Source organism: Melioribacteraceae bacterium 4301-Me (assembly GCA_041538185.1).
Lineage (GTDB): Bacteria > Bacteroidota > Ignavibacteria > Ignavibacteriales > Melioribacteraceae > Pyranulibacter > Pyranulibacter aquaticus.
This window is the reverse complement of sequence record JBGORM010000005.1, coordinates 86,322-104,582: the sequence shown is the minus strand read 5'-3', so window position 1 is coordinate 104,582 and position 18,261 is coordinate 86,322. Positions and strand designations below refer to the sequence as shown.

General features: G+C 33.4%; 13 protein-coding genes. 8 read left to right on the top strand and 5 right to left on the bottom strand.

The features are described 5' to 3' along the window. The first annotated feature begins 142 nt into the window (after nt 1–142). From ABRY23_09670 to ABRY23_09660, 3 genes are all read left to right on the top strand, one after another. Complete coding sequence (locus ABRY23_09670) at nt 143–1,255, top strand: hypothetical protein (protein MFA3783317.1); 1,113 nt, start codon at nt 143–145, stop codon at nt 1,253–1,255. Between the two features lie 306 nt (nt 1,256–1,561). Continuing rightward, nucleotides 1,562–2,992 (top strand): glycoside hydrolase family 47 protein, encoded by a 1,431-nt coding sequence (locus ABRY23_09665; GenBank protein ID MFA3783316.1) that lies wholly within the window; start codon nt 1,562–1,564, stop codon nt 2,990–2,992. A 62-nt stretch (nt 2,993–3,054) separates the two neighbouring features. After that, nucleotides 3,055–3,567: a hypothetical protein gene (locus ABRY23_09660; protein ID MFA3783315.1), complete on the top strand. Its 513-nt coding sequence runs from the start codon at nt 3,055–3,057 to the stop codon at nt 3,565–3,567. Nucleotides 3,568–3,788: 221 nt separating this feature from the next. Here ABRY23_09660 and ABRY23_09655 read toward each other — a convergent pair whose 3' ends face one another. Further along, on the bottom strand, nt 3,789–4,373 hold the full coding sequence (locus tag ABRY23_09655) for a DUF1579 domain-containing protein (GenBank protein MFA3783314.1): 585 nt from the start codon (nt 4,371–4,373) through the stop codon (nt 3,789–3,791). Nucleotides 4,374–4,939: 566 nt separating this feature from the next. On the opposite strand from ABRY23_09655, the gene ABRY23_09650 reads away from it, so the two are divergent. Next, nucleotides 4,940–7,192: a S9 family peptidase gene (locus tag ABRY23_09650; protein MFA3783313.1), complete on the top strand. Its 2,253-nt coding sequence runs from the start codon at nt 4,940–4,942 to the stop codon at nt 7,190–7,192. Between the two features lie 181 nt (nt 7,193–7,373). Here ABRY23_09650 and ABRY23_09645 read toward each other — a convergent pair whose 3' ends face one another. The 4 genes from ABRY23_09645 to ABRY23_09630 form a co-directional block, all read right to left on the bottom strand. After that, nucleotides 7,374–7,991: a rubrerythrin family protein gene (locus ABRY23_09645; protein ID MFA3783312.1), complete on the bottom strand. Its 618-nt coding sequence runs from the start codon at nt 7,989–7,991 to the stop codon at nt 7,374–7,376. A gap of 114 nt (nt 7,992–8,105) precedes the next feature. Further along, nucleotides 8,106–9,485: a sensor histidine kinase gene (locus ABRY23_09640; protein MFA3783311.1), complete on the bottom strand. Its 1,380-nt coding sequence runs from the start codon at nt 9,483–9,485 to the stop codon at nt 8,106–8,108. Then, entirely contained in the window at nt 9,482–10,150 is a 669-nt protein-coding gene (locus ABRY23_09635; GenBank protein MFA3783310.1) for a response regulator transcription factor, read from the bottom strand. Before ABRY23_09635 ends, ABRY23_09640 begins: the two co-directional genes overlap by 4 nt. A 19-nt stretch (nt 10,151–10,169) precedes the next feature. After that, entirely contained in the window at nt 10,170–10,679 is a 510-nt protein-coding gene (locus ABRY23_09630; GenBank protein ID MFA3783309.1) for a DUF2231 domain-containing protein, read from the bottom strand. Nucleotides 10,680–11,206: 527 nt separating this feature from the next. Here ABRY23_09630 and ABRY23_09625 point away from each other — a divergent pair. From ABRY23_09625 to ABRY23_09610, 4 genes are all read left to right on the top strand, one after another. Next, nucleotides 11,207–13,306: a LamG-like jellyroll fold domain-containing protein gene (locus ABRY23_09625; GenBank protein MFA3783308.1), complete on the top strand. Its 2,100-nt coding sequence runs from the start codon at nt 11,207–11,209 to the stop codon at nt 13,304–13,306. Between the two features lie 68 nt (nt 13,307–13,374). After that, nucleotides 13,375–13,983, top strand: a complete 609-nt coding sequence (locus ABRY23_09620; protein ID MFA3783307.1) for a hypothetical protein — start codon at nt 13,375–13,377, stop codon at nt 13,981–13,983. A gap of 23 nt (nt 13,984–14,006) precedes the next feature. Beyond that, the gene (locus ABRY23_09615) at nt 14,007–15,470 is read left to right on the top strand and encodes a hypothetical protein (protein MFA3783306.1); all 1,464 of its coding nucleotides are present in this window, start codon (nt 14,007–14,009) and stop codon (nt 15,468–15,470) included. Nucleotides 15,471–15,485: 15 nt separating this feature from the next. Next, the gene (locus tag ABRY23_09610) at nt 15,486–18,260 is read left to right on the top strand and encodes a TonB-dependent receptor domain-containing protein (GenBank protein MFA3783305.1); all 2,775 of its coding nucleotides are present in this window, start codon (nt 15,486–15,488) and stop codon (nt 18,258–18,260) included. Nucleotide 18,261: the final 1 nt, after the last annotated feature.

The window sequence follows — 18,261 nt, the reverse complement described above, 5'->3', positions numbered from 1 at the left end:
ATGCTAATTATAGCATCTTGCGAATGACAGAGGTGTTTTAACAAGATTAATAAATAAAATAGTTTTTATAGGGAGATAATTTTTTTTATTTTATTCAATAAGTATAAAAGTAAAAACTTCTGTAATAACTTTGAGGTGTTTTATGAAGTATTTGACCGCAGTTTACTTTTTGATAGTTTTATTTGTAACAAATGAAATAAATGCATTGCCAAGATTTGCGCTTAGACAAAAAGATAATTGTGTTAGCTGTCACTATAATCCCACAGGCGGCTTAATTAGAAATGAAGATGGTTTCTTTTTTGGCAAAAATGTAATTAGTATGATTTCCCCGCGTGATAAAGATTTTACGCTAAACCCTAAATTAACAGAAAATATTCAAATAGGTTTGGATTATAGAACTCAATTGCTGTATACATACTCGCTTAAGAAAGCTGATTTCCAAGATATGAGTGGTAATTTTTATGTAAACGTAGGATTATCGGATAAGATTAACGTTACCACTCGTTACGATTTTGTACAGGCAATTTGGGAAGCATATGTAACAGCATTTGTGCTTCCAAATAAAAGTTACATTAAAGCCGGCACTTTTACGCCTGATTATGGAATTAGATTAGATGATCATACTGCTTACACACGCGGAGGTGACTTTGCTTTAATTACTCCAGGCAGGGCCCCTAATGGACTTATATATTCACCTTATTACACAGAAACAGGTATTGAAATTGGTGCAAATTTTTCCAACGCTGTTTCTTTAACTGCAAGTGTGGGTCGAAATAAACAATATCCTATGTTCTTGAACGACCCTGTAATAACCACTAAACTTCAGATTACCCCAAATTTTGATAGCAAATTGGGTATTATGTTTGGCGGATCGCTAACTTCTTTTACCTCTAAACCAACAGGTACAAAGCTACGCAGTTTAATGTATGGCGGTTTTGCAGGTGCTGGGTATGAAAGATTTTCTATTTTAGGCGAATTTGATTTGGCTGAAGATTATCAGGCTTCTGACGTAACTACAAGCGCAATTATGATTGAAGCATCATATAAAATTATGGTTGGATTAGAAGCAGTAGTTCGTTATGATAAGTTTGACCCCAACATAAATTTTTCAAATGATGAGTTTTCGCATATTATACTTGGGTTTGATTTTTACCCATATAGTTTTATTGAGCTAATTCCTCAGTATCGGATTTATACTGAACATCCATCTATTGATAATAATTCTTTCTTGCTACAATTTCATTTTTGGTATTAATAGAGGTTAACTTGCTTATGAAGATTTTCTAAATTAAGTAAAGCTTTCCACTCAAAAAAATTCTTACTGAAGTAAAAAAAGTGAGGTATGCAGCAAAGCCTCACTAACTCTCTAAAGATTTTCATAAATTGCGTATTAATTGGAATCAGTTTTCTTATATAACATCAAATTGTTGCAAAATTTTTAGAAGTCCTAAATAAATAAAAACTTTTGAAGGTGCAGTTTTTTCAATAAAGAGTATGATTTAAAAATTTGTTGCTCAAGTTAATATTAAAAGTTTTTTACAGTCATAATTAGGGAATCAAAATGAAAGCAAAGTTGTTACTGTTGTTTTATATTTTTTTACAATTTGGTATTTCAATACAAACTTTCTGTACTAATAATAGAAGTTTTACAGAAAAGGATTTGGTGACTGTTAATTTGGCCGACAGCTTTAAAACAAATAATAAAGTGGACAAAGTACATTATGCTGAGCTAATCAAAAAAGAATTTTTGCATGCTTGGCAGGGTTATAGAAAATTTGCCTGGGCTCATGACGAGTTAAAACCACTTAGCAAATCTTATAATGACTGGTATGGTCAATCCCTATTTATAACACCAGTAGATGCTTTTGATACAATGATTCTAATGGGATTAAAAAAAGAGGCTGCAGATGCAAAGGAATTAATTTTACAAAACCTTTCATTTGATAAAAATATTTTTGTGCAAAATTTTGAGATTACAATTCGTTTGTTGGGGGGACTTCTTTCTGCTTTTGAATTAGATGGGGATAGAAGATTTTTGACCCTAGCTGAAGATTTAGGCAAAAGACTGCTGCCGGTTTTTAATTCTAAGACTGGTATGCCCTATGTTTATGTAAATTTAAAAACTGGTGAGACAAAAAATGAAATTAACAATCCAGCTGAAATCGGGACACTGATGCTTGAATTTGGAACACTAAGTGCTTTAACAAGGAACCCAATTTATTATCATAAAGCTAAACGGGCTGTTGTAGAATTATTTAAAAGAAGATCAAAAATCGGCCTTATCGGGTCAGAAATTAATGTGAATACAGGTGAATGGGTAAATACAAAAAGTCATATCAGCGGCATGATTGATTCTTACTACGAGTACCTTTTGAAAAGCTACCTTTTGTTTGGCGATAAAGATTTTAAGGTAATGTTTGATTCAAGTATGAATGCGGTTAATAAATATTTAGCAGATAGTGCAAATGCAAATCTTTGGTATGCAACGGTGGATATGAAAACAGGTGAAAAAATATTAACAACATTTGGGGCATTGGATGCATTTTTGCCCGCTGTATTTTGTTTAAGTGGCGATGTTAAAAGAGCAGAAAGCTTGATGGAATCGTGTTTTAAAATGTGGAAAGATTTTGGAATTGAACCAGAAAAATTTGATTATGAAAATATGAACATAATTAATCCACAATACCTGTTAAGACCAGAAAATGTTGAATCTGCTTATTACTTGTATCATTTCACAAAAAATGAAAAATATATTAACATAGGCAAATATTACTTTGAAAGCATTGTCAAATACTGTAAAACAAAAGATGCTTTTGCGGCACTTAAAAATGTTACCACAAAAGAAAAGCAAGATATAATGCCAAGTTTCTTTTTAGCTGAGACACTAAAATATCTTTATCTTCTTTTTACCGATGAAGATGAAACAAATTTTGATAAAGTAATTTTTAATACCGAAGCACATCCATTAAAAAAAATTCATGAAACAAAATAAAGCATAATTTTTTTTAACAATTTATTAATTTTGATATATGGAATAATGAAAAGGATTAACCAATGGCTCAATCATTGAGAAAATCGATTAATGATCTTGTGACAATACTTAAAAAGCAAACCGCACCTGGTCAAAAGAAAAAATCAATTTGGGAAACACTCCAAAGCCAACTTGCTGATGAAGGAGAATGGGACCAAAAATTAATAAAAGCAATTGAACAGGAAGCTGATAAATACTTGAGTAAGTTTGATAAGAAAACATTAATTGCCATGTGGGAAGATTCTGATGTGGCATTAGACAGTGGTAAAGAATCTTCTTTGTTGAGTACTAAAGAAATTAAAGAAGATTTAGTAAAGGAGTTGGTTGATAAAGTAATGGATAGGCTTGATAGTAATTATTCACGCAGTAACTATTTCGATGAAGATGAACAGCCTTTTGCAGAAGAAAAACATGATGAAGAAGAAGATGAGTTTGAATTGGAAGAACCTGATGAGTTTGATGACGATATTAAATTCGACGATGATATTTTTAACGACGATGACGACCTTTTAGATGACGAAGAGGATAGATATTAACTTTTTCGTCTGAAACTATAAGTTAATTCTCTCAGAAAAAATTTTTTTAGAATTATTCATTAGCGCAAGGGAATGCTTAATTCAAAGGGGCTGTCTAAAAAGTAAATTTTAAATAGAACGCTGACAGCACGGATTTTGACAGATTTTCACAGACTTGCTGTTGCAAACAAATTTTATAATTGAAGAGCTACTTTTTAAACAGCCACAAAGTAATTTTTTGTTCACATACTTCTTGTATAATTAATTTCCATTGTTTTGACTTCTTTGTCTCCATTAAGCATATACATTTCCATAGAAAAATTATTGTCATCAACGAATTTGAATACTTCTTTTACTTTCATTTCCTTTTTTTGAATTGGGTCCACAGAAGCGCCAACATATGTTATTGTTTTTGTTGGTTCGTCATATTTGCCTCTTAAATACATCATCCCAGTGCCAAAATTATCTATCCAAATTGAAGAAAATTCTTGCAGAGCATTATCGTAAGCTTCAATACTGAAGCCTTCAAATGGCATTCCCATAAAATTACCAGTATGCGTTGTCTTAAAATATCTACCTCCTAATAGCGTTTCTATAACAGCATTACCTTCTGTTATAGACGGTTCAGAATTAGGATTCATCCACATTTTATTTGTGGTTTTCCAGTTGCCTGCTAATTTCGCCATTTGCTTGTGCATGTTGCCAGGCGACATATATTCCGTCCACAACTTCATTTGTTCATTATATTCTTGTTGATTTTCCTGAGCAAATATTGGAATCGTAAAAGATACTATAGTAACAACTAAAATTGACTTTATTAGTTTCATTTTTCCCTCCGTGTTTTTGTTAATAAATTTTTACATAGAATATAATTAAATATAATCAAAGCCAAAACTATTGTCTCAAACCTGCTTACTGTAGGCAAGCTTGCTTGCAGAAGGCAAGTATAATTTTGTACTCTACTGTTAAAAGCATATCTGTCCAATATATTTTTTATTTTATTCCAAAAGGGACTTAATCTATTTCTTTGTTCTTTATCCTATAAATATTTTGTTCTGAGGAGACAATAAAGCTTTGATTATCCTTAAACCAATGTAATCCCTTTAGGGATTATATAGTTATAGAACAATAAATAAATATCAAACTGAAGTTAAAAGTCCCATAGGGACGAGATAGGGATTGATTTACAAGACAAGTAGAATAGTCCAAAATCATAAAGTTTTCTAAATTTATTTGGTAATTCATCCCTTCGGAATTTGATTTCAAAATTATTTTGGACAGCAGTGGTTAAAAGATATTTTTCTGTATAACAATATTATTTTCACTTGACATTTCTTTTCATAAGCTCAATTTTTAGGGTCCAGTAGATACAATTTCTATAAGGAGAATAAAAATGAAAATCTTTAGAAATTTTTTATTACTGTTAATTACTTTACTTTATATTCAATCTCTTGCCCAAACACAAGATTCAACTAAACTTTCATTAGATAGACTGTTTAAAAGTCCCGAGTTTTTTGGCGAAAGATTTGGTCCAGCTCGATTTATAGATAACGGGAGTAGTTATACAACTTTAGAACCTTCCGAAGAAGTTAAAAATTCACAAGATATTGTTAAGTATGATACTAAGACTGGTAAAAGAGAAGTTTTAGTGTCGGCTAAATTATTAATTCCGGAAGGCGACACAACAGCACTTTCAATTTCTAACTATGAGTGGTCCCCAAATCATGAAATGCTACTCATTTTTACTAATACGGCTCGTGTGTGGCGCTATAATACACGAGGTGATTATTGGGTGTTGAATCTAAAAACAAATAAGCTAATGAAGCTTGGCGGTAATGCTCCAGAATCTTCGTTGATGTTTGCAAAATTTTCACCCGATAATAAAAAAGTTGCTTATGTAAGCGAGCATAATATTTTTGTTCAAGATTTGTCTGATGGAAAAATAACTCAATTAACTTTTGATGGCTCTAAAACAATAATTAATGGAACGTTCGATTGGGTTTATGAAGAGGAACTAGATGACCGTGACGGTTTCCGGTGGAGTCCCGATAGTAAATCTATTGCTTATTGGCAGTTAGATGCTTCCGGAGTAAAAGATTTTCTTTTGATTAACGATACAGATTCACTTTACTCTTTTGTGAAGTCTGTCCAATATCCAAAGGTTGGAACGACAAATTCTGCATGTAAAGTAGGTGTTGTTAGCGCAGAAGGTGGAGAAACAGTTTGGATGAAAGTGCCAGGCGACCCGCGTAATAATTATATTGCTCGAATGGATTGGACTGAATCTTCAGACGAAATTTATGTTCAACAATTAAACAGGCTTCAAAACAAACTTGAAGTGATGTTATGTAATATTCATACTGGTGATGTTAGAACAATTCTTACAGAAACTGATAAAGCTTGGGTAGATGTTAATGATGATATGCATTGGTTTAATAAAGGTAAAGAATTTACATGGGTAAGTGAAAGAGACGGCTGGAGACATATTTACTCTGTTTCGCGTGATGGTGCAAATGTAAAATTATTAACTCCGGGTAATTTTGATGTGATTGAAATTGTCTCTGTTGATTTTAGTAATGGATGGATATATTACATTGCCTCGCCCGATAATGCCACACAACGTTATTTGTATAGAGTTTCACTTGATGGCAGCGGAAAAATTGAAATGCTTACTCCTTCGAATGAAAAAGGCACCCATAGTTATCAAATAGCTGATGGTGCTAGATTTGCTATCCACAATTATTCAACCGCTAATACGCCTCCAATTACAGATTTAATTGAACTTCCTAGTCACAAAGTAATTAGAACATTAGTAAATAATGAAAAGCTAAAAGAAAAAGTTGGCGTATTAAATATTTCGCCGATGGAATTTTTTAAAGTAGATATTGGCGATAATGTAATTTTAGATGGATGGATAATAAAACCTCCGGATTTTGATTCTTCAAAAAAATATCCTGTATTGTTTTATGTTTATACTGAACCGGCTGCACAAACGGTTTTAGATAGATGGTCGGGAACTCAATATTTATGGTTTCAAATGCTTGCACAAAAAGGATACATTGTTATAAGTGTTGATAATAGAGGTACACCTGCACCGAGAGGAAGAGAATGGAGAAAGTCAATTTATAAAAAAATTGGTGTGCTTAATTCACATGACCAAGCAGAAGCTGCAAAAGCATTGATTAAAAAATGGAGTTTTATTGATTCAGAAAGAATTGGTGTTTGGGGATGGAGCGGCGGTGGCTCTGCTACTCTTCAGTTAATGTTTAGATATCCTGAGATTTATAAAACTGGAATGTCTGTTGCACCAGTCACAGACGAAAAACTATATGATACAATTTATGAAGAAAGATATATGGGTCTGCCCGAAGGCGAAAATGATGCTTATGAACAAGGTTCGGCTATTCATTTTGCAAAGAACTTAAAAGGTAATTTGCTAATAGTTCACGGCAGCGGGGATGATAACGTGCACTATCAAAATACAGAACGATTAGTAAATGAACTTGTCAAATATAACAAGCAGTTTTCATTAATGGTTTATCCAAATAGAACTCATGGAATTTACGAGGGTCCAGGTACAAGACTTCATTTATATACTCTTTTAACGAATTATCTTGAAAAGAATTTACAAGCAGGGGCTAAGTAAATTGTTTTGAAACTTGAGGCTGTCTCAAAAGTAAAAATTTTTATTTGCCTGCTGAAATGCAGTACTAATGGCAAATGGATTTAACAGACCAGTTAGCCAAAGTATTTATATGGAGAGCAGCTTTTTACTAATTATCATTTGAATCATTACTTTTGAGATAGCCTCTATTTTTGTCGTTTATTTATTGTATTGTAATGAATCTTTCTCTTGGTGTCATTGAGATTCCACAGCGTGCCGGCGCTTCACCGTCATAAGTATTCCCGCATGTAGTGCATACCATGTATTTTGTCGGCAGTGTATTTTCTTTGCCTGCAATTAATTGCTCGAGTGCCTTTTTATATAAGGCTTGATGTTTTTTCTCGGTTTGATATGCATAATTAAAAGAAATTAATGCAAGACTAACACTATCGTTTTGTGCTTCTTTTATAAAATTCGGGTACATAGTAGTTACTTCGTACGTCTCGCCTTTGATTGCATCTTCTAAGTTTTCTTTTGTAGTTTTAACTGTAAATTCAGGTTTGAAACTATCCATTTTAATTCCTAGCTCCTCTAACACAGCTCTATGATTATTTGCATGTATAGATTCAGCTTTAGAGGCAGCTTCAAATAAGAGAGCAATCTTAGGAAAACCTTCTTCTTTTGCTTTCTTTGCGTACGCCGCATATTTTGCGCTGGCTGTTGTCTCACCAATAATAGCATTTTTTATATTTTTGACTGTGTTGTCAATGCTTTTTGAAAAAGAATTATTGCTTATAGCTATTAAAAAGGAAACAATTAAAAAGATTGATTTGACTTTCATTTTTATACCTCCTGTTAAATAATTTTTGTATAAATGTTATAGAAAATTAGGTCTTTATTCTAAGGGAAGAATTAATGAATTCTTAAAAAATCCTTAAATTTTTATCGGAAGAAATTAATTAGGAAAAGTGATTGTGAAAATTGTTCCTTCGTTTGTGTTGCTTTGAAGTGATAATTTGAGGTTTTGAATATCAGCAAGCCTTTTTACAATTGCTAAACCTAAACCTGATGAACGTGAAGTTCTTGATTTATCAACACGATAAAAACGATCGAATATTTTGGAGATTTCTTCTTTTGGTATTCCAACTCCTTGGTCTATTACTGAACAAATTTGTGTGTTATCCTTTTGGGATACTTCAACTATTATTGGTTTGTTTGGTGGAGAATATTTTAATGAATTCGAAATGATATTCTCAAAAATTATGTTCAACATTGAACTATCTGCCGACACAATTCCGCTGCTACTTATGTTAAAATAAATTTTACTGTTTTTTTCTTCGAAGAAGGGTTTTAATCTTAAGTAAACATTATTAATGATTTCTATTAAGTCAACTTTTTCTAATTTAGGATGTATATTTCCGCTTTCAAACTTTGCTAGTTCCAATAATTGGTCTATTAGCAAGGACATTCTGTCAATCTCTTTTACTACTAAATTTATTTTTTCAATGTATTGATTGACCTCTCTTGGTTTTCTTGTTAATACCTCTAAAGTCCCTTTAATAATTGAAAGCGGTGTCCTCAATTCATGAGATGCATCTGCTGTAAACTGCTTTTCTCTTTGAACAGTATCTTCAATCCTTTCTAAAAGGTTATTTATTGTTAACGTCAAAGTATAAATTTCATCTTGATGGGATGGAAGTTCAATTCTCTCGCTCAAGTTTTCACGTGTTATTCTTTGTGCAGTTTTAATTACTTTGTCGATAGGCTCAATGAACTTTCCAGCGATAAGACGAGAGATAAAGAAAAGAATAATGAGGACTATTGGATAGCCAACCAGTAATGTAGACTTTAAATTTTCCAATACTAACTCTGATTCCTCAAGAGGTATAGCAATTAAAATGTAAGCAAGTACTTTTCCTTTGGGATTTGTTACAGCTTTTTGTAATTGTCTTACCGGCGAGCCTGAAAGAGTTGTATTAAAGTATCGTTCTTCCTTTATTGTTAAGTCATACCAAAGTTTATCGTCCTTTAGATTAGATGTTTTCCTAATTATTTTCCCGTTGTTGTCAATTATTTCAATGAAAGTTGGATTAACTTCAATTTGGTTGTGTTCCTTTTCGACCCACTCGTAAGGATTAGCAAAAATTAAATTATCATTTATAATAACGAAACTAGAATATACTTCTTTTGCTTCTGCATCTAAATCATTGTTTAAGTGCGTATAAACAGTGTCTAAAACAATGAGATATATAAGTGAAAAGAGTATTGCTATTAATATTGCGGTTACTAAAATAAAATATACTGCTATTCTGTTTCTAAAACTAAACTGTTTCATTCTTCACGTAAAATGTATCCAACTCCTCTTATAGTATGAATATAATTTTTGCCTGTATCGCCTGCTAATTTTTTTCTTAAAGAATTAATATAGACATCAATTACTGAAGTGTCATATTTAAAGTGTATATCCCAGACATGTTCAATGATTCGTGTGCGAGTACAAACTTTGCCTTTATTTCGCATAAGGTACTCGAGTAATGTAAATTCTTTTTGAGTAAGATGAATTTCCTTATTTCCTATAAAGACACTATGAGTATCTAAGTTTAACAGAAGGTCCTGAAATGATAAAGTTTTTAATTCATTTGGATTGTTTCTTAATTGAACTCTAATTCTTGCCAATAACTCTTCAAATGCAAAAGGTTTTTTAATGTAATCGTTTGCGCCCGCTTCTAAACCAAATATTGTATCATCTACAGTATTTTTTGCAGTAATAAAAATTATCGGTGTGGAGTAATTGTGATTACGAATTGTTCTACAAACTTCAATGCCACTTAGGCCTGGGATCATCCAATCTATTAAGACCAAGTCGTATTCATTAGCTAAAAAAGTCTCAAGTCCGCTTTTCCCGTTATCGGCAACATCTACGGCAAAACCTTCCTCTGTAAGGCCATCACGAATAAAGTTAGCTATTCCAGGCTCGTCTTCTAAAATTAGAATTCTCATTGTTTATATTAATTCCCAATTAATCATCATCTTTCTCAATAGCATTGTTCTCATATTCTGTATTTCCGTTCGATTGAGCATCAAACCCTAAATTTAACTGGACACCAGCAGCATGTTTATAAACAAGTTGACCGCCATAAAACCCGGTTCTGAAAATAGAAAGAACTCCAAATAAAAATAATATTAAAAATATGCCTTTGTAAATCTTGTGATATTTTTTTAATGAGACAAGAAATATTCTAAATACAGCTGCAGTTATTACTATCCAAAGAGTCAATTTTGCAGCTTCCTCATGAATTTCTAAAGCTTGTTTTAGTGTTCCGGTTTCTGTTATCCCATCTCCGGCATAATCCCCAGAAAAATAAGCAGCAATTACTCCCACAGTACCTAATATTAATAAATAGAAGCCTGCGTTGCTAAAAAAATCTTTTTTTACAAAAAGACTTAATACATCAAAAAGAAATCCAATAATTAACAAAGCGATAGGAAAATGTACAATCATCGGGTGAAGATGTGCTGTGTCAAACATTACTTTTCTCCTTAAATTTTTTGTCAAAAGATAAAAATGGATTCTAAAATAAAAGTAAAGTCAACCTTAAGAATTAATTAAAAGTAGGGTGGGTCTGGTTGGTGACATTAATAAAGTAAAATAATCCTATTAGAGGGAAATTATTTTCTAAAACCTGTTGAAGATAACATGTTTATAACATCTATAATTACATACTTGAGAGTACGAATGTCCTATACAGCTTTTAAAATTACTTAACTGCCTAATCCCAATGAAAACTATGCCCATTGATTAACAGTAATGGTTCTTTTTAATAGCTGGGATTAGCTTCTTACTGTAAAAAAAAATCACTTTAAAAAAATCCTTGACTTTCAGAATTGTATATGCTATGTTGCATAAGAAATGTTAGCGCTAACATTTTTAATCAAATTTACCTAATGTTGTAAAGTTTTTTAAAAGCATTTTTAAAAATATTCTATTCAAAAAGTGATTTTTTGTTACTTATTGTCATAGTTAAATTATCTTATAAATAACAATGGAGGTTGCCAATGATAAAAACACTACCTGTAACATTTTTTAGGTATTTTATTTTTACATTTTTGCTGGGCGCAGTTAGTATATTTTATGCCCAAGAACAAATAGGAGGTCCTTATACACCAGATAGTAACACAGTACTGCTGTTACATTTTGATGGCAATTTAAAGAATGAGTCACAATTTTCTGCTGATGGAATTGGGCACGGTAAGCTGACCTTTTTGTCAAATGCAGCACTTGGATTAGGTCAATGCTTAAGGATAAATAACGATGCAGTTACTGACTCCTCTTATGTGAGTGTACCAGATACACCTGCGTTGAACTTAAAAGGTGACTGGACAATTGAGGGCTGGATGAATGTTTTTACATATGGGACTAGTTCATCTGATTGGAGATGGGTACCACGCCTAATAATTAAAGCAGGTGACGAAGTTTTTTGGCGACCCAACTATTTTGTAGAAAATTGGGGAGATAATAGATTTTTTTCAACAGGGTACAATGTAGAAGGTCAAGACAGATGGCCTCAAGTTAACTCTCCAAATAATACTTTAGTGCCCGGTAAGTGGTTTCATTTAACCTTTATTCGTGATACATCTCGCCATATTCTCATTCAAATGATACATGATGACAAAAGGCAATTAATTTCATTTAACACTGCTAGCTATGATCCTGTTTTAGACGTCCCGCCAATACAAACAAAGCAGCCTGTAACAATTGGCTTTGCGGGACAAGGAAGTACAGATGGATGGTTAGATGGGTTTGTAGATGAAATACGTATAAGCAATGTTGTAAGAAATTTTGCTGTCCCACCGATAATAACAAACTTAACACAAATTCCTAATCAAGCCGACAGTGTAGATGGCTATGAAGTAGGGGCAAATATAATGGCTTTTGCATCTACAGGCTCAATTCAAAGTGCTGAAATACATTTTTCTGTTGATGGAGGAAATACATGGTTTACAGCACCAATGGTTATGGACTCTACGGACCATTACACAGGGTTAATTCCAAAGCAAAATTTTGGTACTGAGGTTCGCTATTACGTCACTGCTACCGATAATCAAGGATTGACAGCTCAACAGCCAATTGCTGGCATTGGTGGTCAAGATTATCCATACTATTCATTTGTTGTTTACAAGCCCAATATTTTAGTTCTTCATCTTAATTTCGAAAATGGTTCAGGAACGCCTGTTGATTTATCCCCACTTTCAAATCAAGTGTTGACTTTTGGTAATAGAACTCCTTCATATTCCACTAACGCTGCTGAGGGTAAGTATTCCTTTTTGATGCCTGATGATGCAGATTCTGCCTTTTTGGAAGTTCCTTCTCCATTTCTTACTATGAAAGATTTTTATGTTTCCTTCTGGTTTAATGCAGATTCTACTTTGGAGTATACCAGGTTGTTAAATAGACCAATAGTAAGAGGGAATTGGTACCAAAATAATTACGAAATAAGATTTGAGCCTAATGCTAGAATAAGAGCTCGGTACTATGTTGATCCGAATGCACAAAATAGAACCGAAGATTATAGTGAAATAACATTACCTGACTCTATAAAACTGCATAAGTGGTATCGTGTTGTTTATAGAAGAACAGATACTGCCGCGGTGTTTATGTTGTTTGATTCGACAAATACATTGCTAAGTGTAGGTTACGATTCTTCGGTTGCTGTAAATCCTCCTACTATAGCTAATGCGCCTTTAAGAATAGGAAATGGTGGAAATTTAAACGGTATAAGGGGATTTAGAGGCCTAATTGATGATGTCCAAATTTATAATAATGGACAAGCAAAAAATACTGTAACGGGTGTTAATCAAAAAGATGCATCTATTCCTCACTATTATGAATTATCTCAAAATTACCCAAATCCATTTAACCCTACAACACTAATTAGGTTTGTAATCCCAAGTGCACAGAAAGTAACATTGTCTGTTTATGATATACTAGGTAGAAAAATTAAAACATTAGTAAATGATTTTCGACAGCCTGGGAAATATACTGTGGTCTGGGATGGAACTAATAATGAAGGTGCTGAGGTAGCGAGCGGAGTATACATATATAGATTAATAACTAATGAGTTTATTCAAGCAAAGAAGATGATGTTATTACGTTAAAAAAACTTGGGGAATTGTTGTTGTAAGCAATTCCCCATGTATTAAACACGGTTAAAAATTACACTAAAATGACAAATAAAAATTATCAACACATATTTTACATTATAGTTTTGGCCTTGTCATTAGTTGCTTTTATAGTAAGTTGTGATACAGGCGTGCAAAGTTCGCCGAAACCTGGAATATTAAGAATAGTTTTGCAATCAAATCCTACGGATACTTCAATTATTATTATTAACGATACTCTAACTGTCTCCGATGGTGACAACTTTAGAACAACTGTCTTTCAAGGAAAGGCCTACTCCGATTCAGTTTTCGCTATACTATATCCTTCAATTAATAGCTATAGACAGGAAGATAAAGTTATAAATGTAATTGAAAGAGAAAATAATACATATAAGCCGCATATTATTTTTGAATCGTACGTGCCACCAGGAAATTATACTTCAATTGTTTTTGGATTAACAGCTGACTTGTTACATATAGGAATTTTTGATATCCCGGTTGAATTGCCTCCAAATGAATCTAAATTAGTTGCTTTACCTGTTAATTTTGAAGTGGCAGAAAACAAGACTACAGAAATTAAAGTTCAACTAAATCCTTTTAAATCTGTTCAGCGTTTTAGAGATTCGTATTACTTCAATCGTCAATTAGAAGTTGTAGAGGTAAAATATTTTTAGAAGACTTGCTGGAGAGTTTTAAAATGAAAATTTTGCTTAAAATTAGTTTACTACTTTTATTTATAATTTCTATTCTGATTGACAGTTCGTGTGAGAGGCCAACAGCGCCACCTAATCCAAATGAACCGCCTAATACTGTTATTGCAAATATTCCTAAAGAGGGCGATACATTATTTGCACTTGTAACTTTACATTGGGATGGTAATGATAACGATGGCTATGTTTCATATTATCAATATAGATATACTACTTATCATCTCACAATGAAAGATTCAGTAGTACAGCCATGGAAAGACACCAAAGAAACGAGTCTAACTATCGCTTTCGTTTCTGATGATATATTAAACAAACAACTCTTTGAAGTTAGGGCAGTTGATAATAATGGTACACCTGATCCAACGCCAGCAACAAAAATTTTCTATACTCCAAAAGCAAGTCCACCTACAACTAAAATTTTATCGCCAACTAACAAGCAGGCTTTTTTTGCTATAAGCCAAACAACAGATTGGTGGCAGGGAATCCAGTTAACATACACAGCTAAGGATGCAGAGGATGGGGGACAAGTTGTTTCTTATGCTTGGTCCGTTGATGATGGTAATTGGAATTGGACACAAGACACATCAGTTTATATTACTCCAAATTTGTTAAAACCCCCTTTAGCTGGGAATCATGTTTTAAGAGTAACTTCAAAAAATAATACAAATCTTATTGACCCTGTTGGAGATTCCGTAACAATAAGACTGCTCGTTGCAACTTTTACCAAAAAGATTTTAGTAATTAATGAAACGAATGTAAATAACTTTCCACCTGGAGTACAAAGTAGTAATCAAGATGTTAAAGATTTTTACTCTGATTTGTTTCCGGGTAGCGACTGGTGGAACTATTTGTCTAAAGGTATGCCCCCTAAAGATACTTTAGGTCAATATAAATTAATTGTTTGGGTGGCAGATGATAGACCAAGTGCGCAACCACACTCTTTGGCCTTAATTTCCAATCAGCAGGCTATTTCTGATTATTTAAATGTCGGCGGTAAGTTTATTATGAGTGGTTGGAGAATCTTAAAGTCTTTTGCATGGAATCAAAATTTTCCTGTTTCATTCCCTAAAGGATCATTTGTGCATGATTATTTACATATTATTTCAGTTGATGAAACCGTATTGGATGCAGATTTTACAGGCGCGATAGCTGCAAAAGGTTACTCTGATATTCGTGTTGACTCAGCAAAGCTTGCAGAAGCATTCCCTTACTATGGTAAATTAGGCCAAATTAATCTTGTTACACAGCGTGCTGGGTTTACAGATATAATATATTCTTATGATAATGCTAATGATAGTCCGTACTTTCAATATAGAGGTCGTGCAGTTGGCCTACGATATTATGGTACCGTTTTCGATGCAGTTATACTTGGATTCCCTATTTACTTTATTAAAAAAGACGACGCTAAACAAATGGTAAAAGATATTCTTCAGAATTTACATATACAGTAAAAAGGAGAATTAGTTTTGAAAAGCAACAAAATTAAAATTTTGATGCTAATTAGTTTACTTGCTGTTAAAGTATTTGCTTCTGGTTCTGGCAAAATAGCAGGTAAAATCACAGACAAAGAAACGGGAGAACCACTTTTGGGTGCTAATGTTGTTTTGGTTGGCACTACAATGGGGGCTGCAAGCGGCGAAGATGGACAATACTATATAATTGGGGTTCCGCCTGATACTTACACTCTAAAAATTTCTATGATAGGTTATCATACAATTACGGTCGAAAATGTTTTAGTGAGAGCTGACCTTACTTCTCAAATTGATGTGCAGTTAGAGCCTACTACAATTCAGACCCCGACTGTTGTGGTAACAGCACAACAAAAAATAATTCAAAAAGATGTTACTAATACCGAAAGAACTGTTACGAGAGAAGATATAAAAAATGTACCAGGCTTACAGACTACTTCCGATATTTTTAAGCTACAAGGCGGAACCGTAATAGGCACTGCACCACAGCTTGTGCCTCTTGGTGATACACAATTGCAGGTTAGAGACCAAAGTGTAAAAGATATCCATATTAGAGGAGGGCGCGGTGGAGAGATTTTATTCCTTGTAGATGGAATGCCAGTTACACACCCGCTTTATGGGGGCAGAAGTGTGCTTGATCTTGATGTTAACTCTGTTCAACAAGTACAACTGTTAACAGGTGCATTTAATGCCGAATATGGGGAAGCTCAGTCTGGAGTGGTAAATATAACTACAAGAACGGGTAGTGAAAAATTTACCGGAGGTGTTGAATATAGAAATGATAGCTTCAAATTCTTGGGAGAGAATTATAAAACACAATATGCTACAATTTTCTTTGGAGGACCAGAACCAATTACACGAAATTTATTACCAGCGCTAGGAATTAATGTGCCTGGTCAACTTTATTACTTTCTAAATGCAACAATTAATATGACTAATACACCATATAATAATAACCGCATACGAAATAAAATAAACTTATTTGGTATCGAATTCACCGAAAAACAGAGCAATACAGCTACACTTACTGCCAAAATTAATTGGGATATATCAAAAAATTCCCAATTGATAATAAATTATAACGGCTCATGGAATTACTGGAGTCAATTTGATTGGCTATGGAAATATTACCCTGACAATACCCCTGGCTATCTTAGGTTTAACAATGAATTAAACATCCAGTACAAACACATTTTTTCTCAATCTACATTTATGAATGTTAGATTTGGTTATTTGGGAGTTAAGTACCATGAGGACCTAGACAAGCGTACCCCGGCAGACTACTGGGTAATAAGACAAACTCCAAATGGCTGGATTGACTCGTCTATAATTAAAGCTCCTTATTATGACCCATTAACAGGATTTTATGCTGGCGATAGCTTTCAGGCAATTTGGAGAGATGATAACACCTCTACCTTTTCTTTTATTACCGATTTAACCTCGCAAATACTCCCCGATCATCTTATTAAAATTGGTGCTACAATAAAATACAATGACTTGAGTTATGTCGATATAGAAGATGGAGGTACTAAATTATCAAATTATGGTGAATATCTGTATAATAATGGACCAAAAGTACCGCCTCCTCCAGGACCATTTCCTGAGTTTGGACAATATAGATGGGTGTTTCACACTTACCCTTGGATTGGCAGCGCTTACATCCAAGATAAATTTGAAAAAGAATTCTTAATAATAAATGCTGGAATTCGTTGGGATTGGTTTTATTTAGGGAAGACAGTTGACGACCCAGGTTGGAAGCAACAATGGGAAGATGCAACGGGTTTTAAAGCCGATTGGAGTCTCTTCAAATATCAATTTAGCCCTAGATTCGGAATTTCGTTCCCAATATCAGAAAAAATGGTCACTTATTTTTCCTATGGGCATTTTATCCAATTACCTGAGTTACAGTTCTATTATCGTGACCCTTATAGTGGTTCCTTTACGGGTAATCCAAAACTGGACTTCGAGCGAACAATTCAGTATGAATTCGGCTTGACTTATCAGATTGGTCAGGATTGGGGTCTAGATATTAAAAGCTATGCAAAGGATATATCAAAACAAGTTGGTACTACACACTTAAAAGCTGCATTAGGAATACCAGTTGATTTGTATGATAATATTGGCTACTCAAGGGCAAGGGGTCTTGAATTTACCCTTAACAAACTTTACTCAAATTTTATTTCGGGAAAACTAACCTATACAGTGCAATGGGCTAATGGTTATTCTTCATCTGCCTTTGCAGATTACATTCGTTCTTTAACAGATTTTCCAAATCCAATTCGTGAAACTAGACTTGATTGGGACATTAGACATCAGATTGTTTTCCAAGGTACGATTAGCTCCCCCAAAGGAAAGCAAATAAATTTATTTGGTGTTCAACTACCTGATAATTGGTCCTTGACGGTGCTTTCTAATTTTTCATCTGGACAGCCTTATACACCAGGTACTTTTAGTCAAGCCGATGCACAAAAATTAGCAAATTCTGCAACTGGACCAATAACAACACAAACAGACGTTAGATTTACAAAGAGTTTCGATATAATAGGTGGGATTTCACTTAGTTTAGAACTAGATGTATTCAATATTTTTGATCAAAAAAATGTTCAAATTGCTTACGGATTTAATAATTGGACAGGTAAACCATATAAGTATGGTGATGTTCAACCAGGTACAAATGTATATTATGACTGGTATACGATGTACAGGCTAATGGACCCAAGGCAGTTTTCTACTGGAAGATATGCGCAACTTGGGATAAGAGTTGATTGGTAAT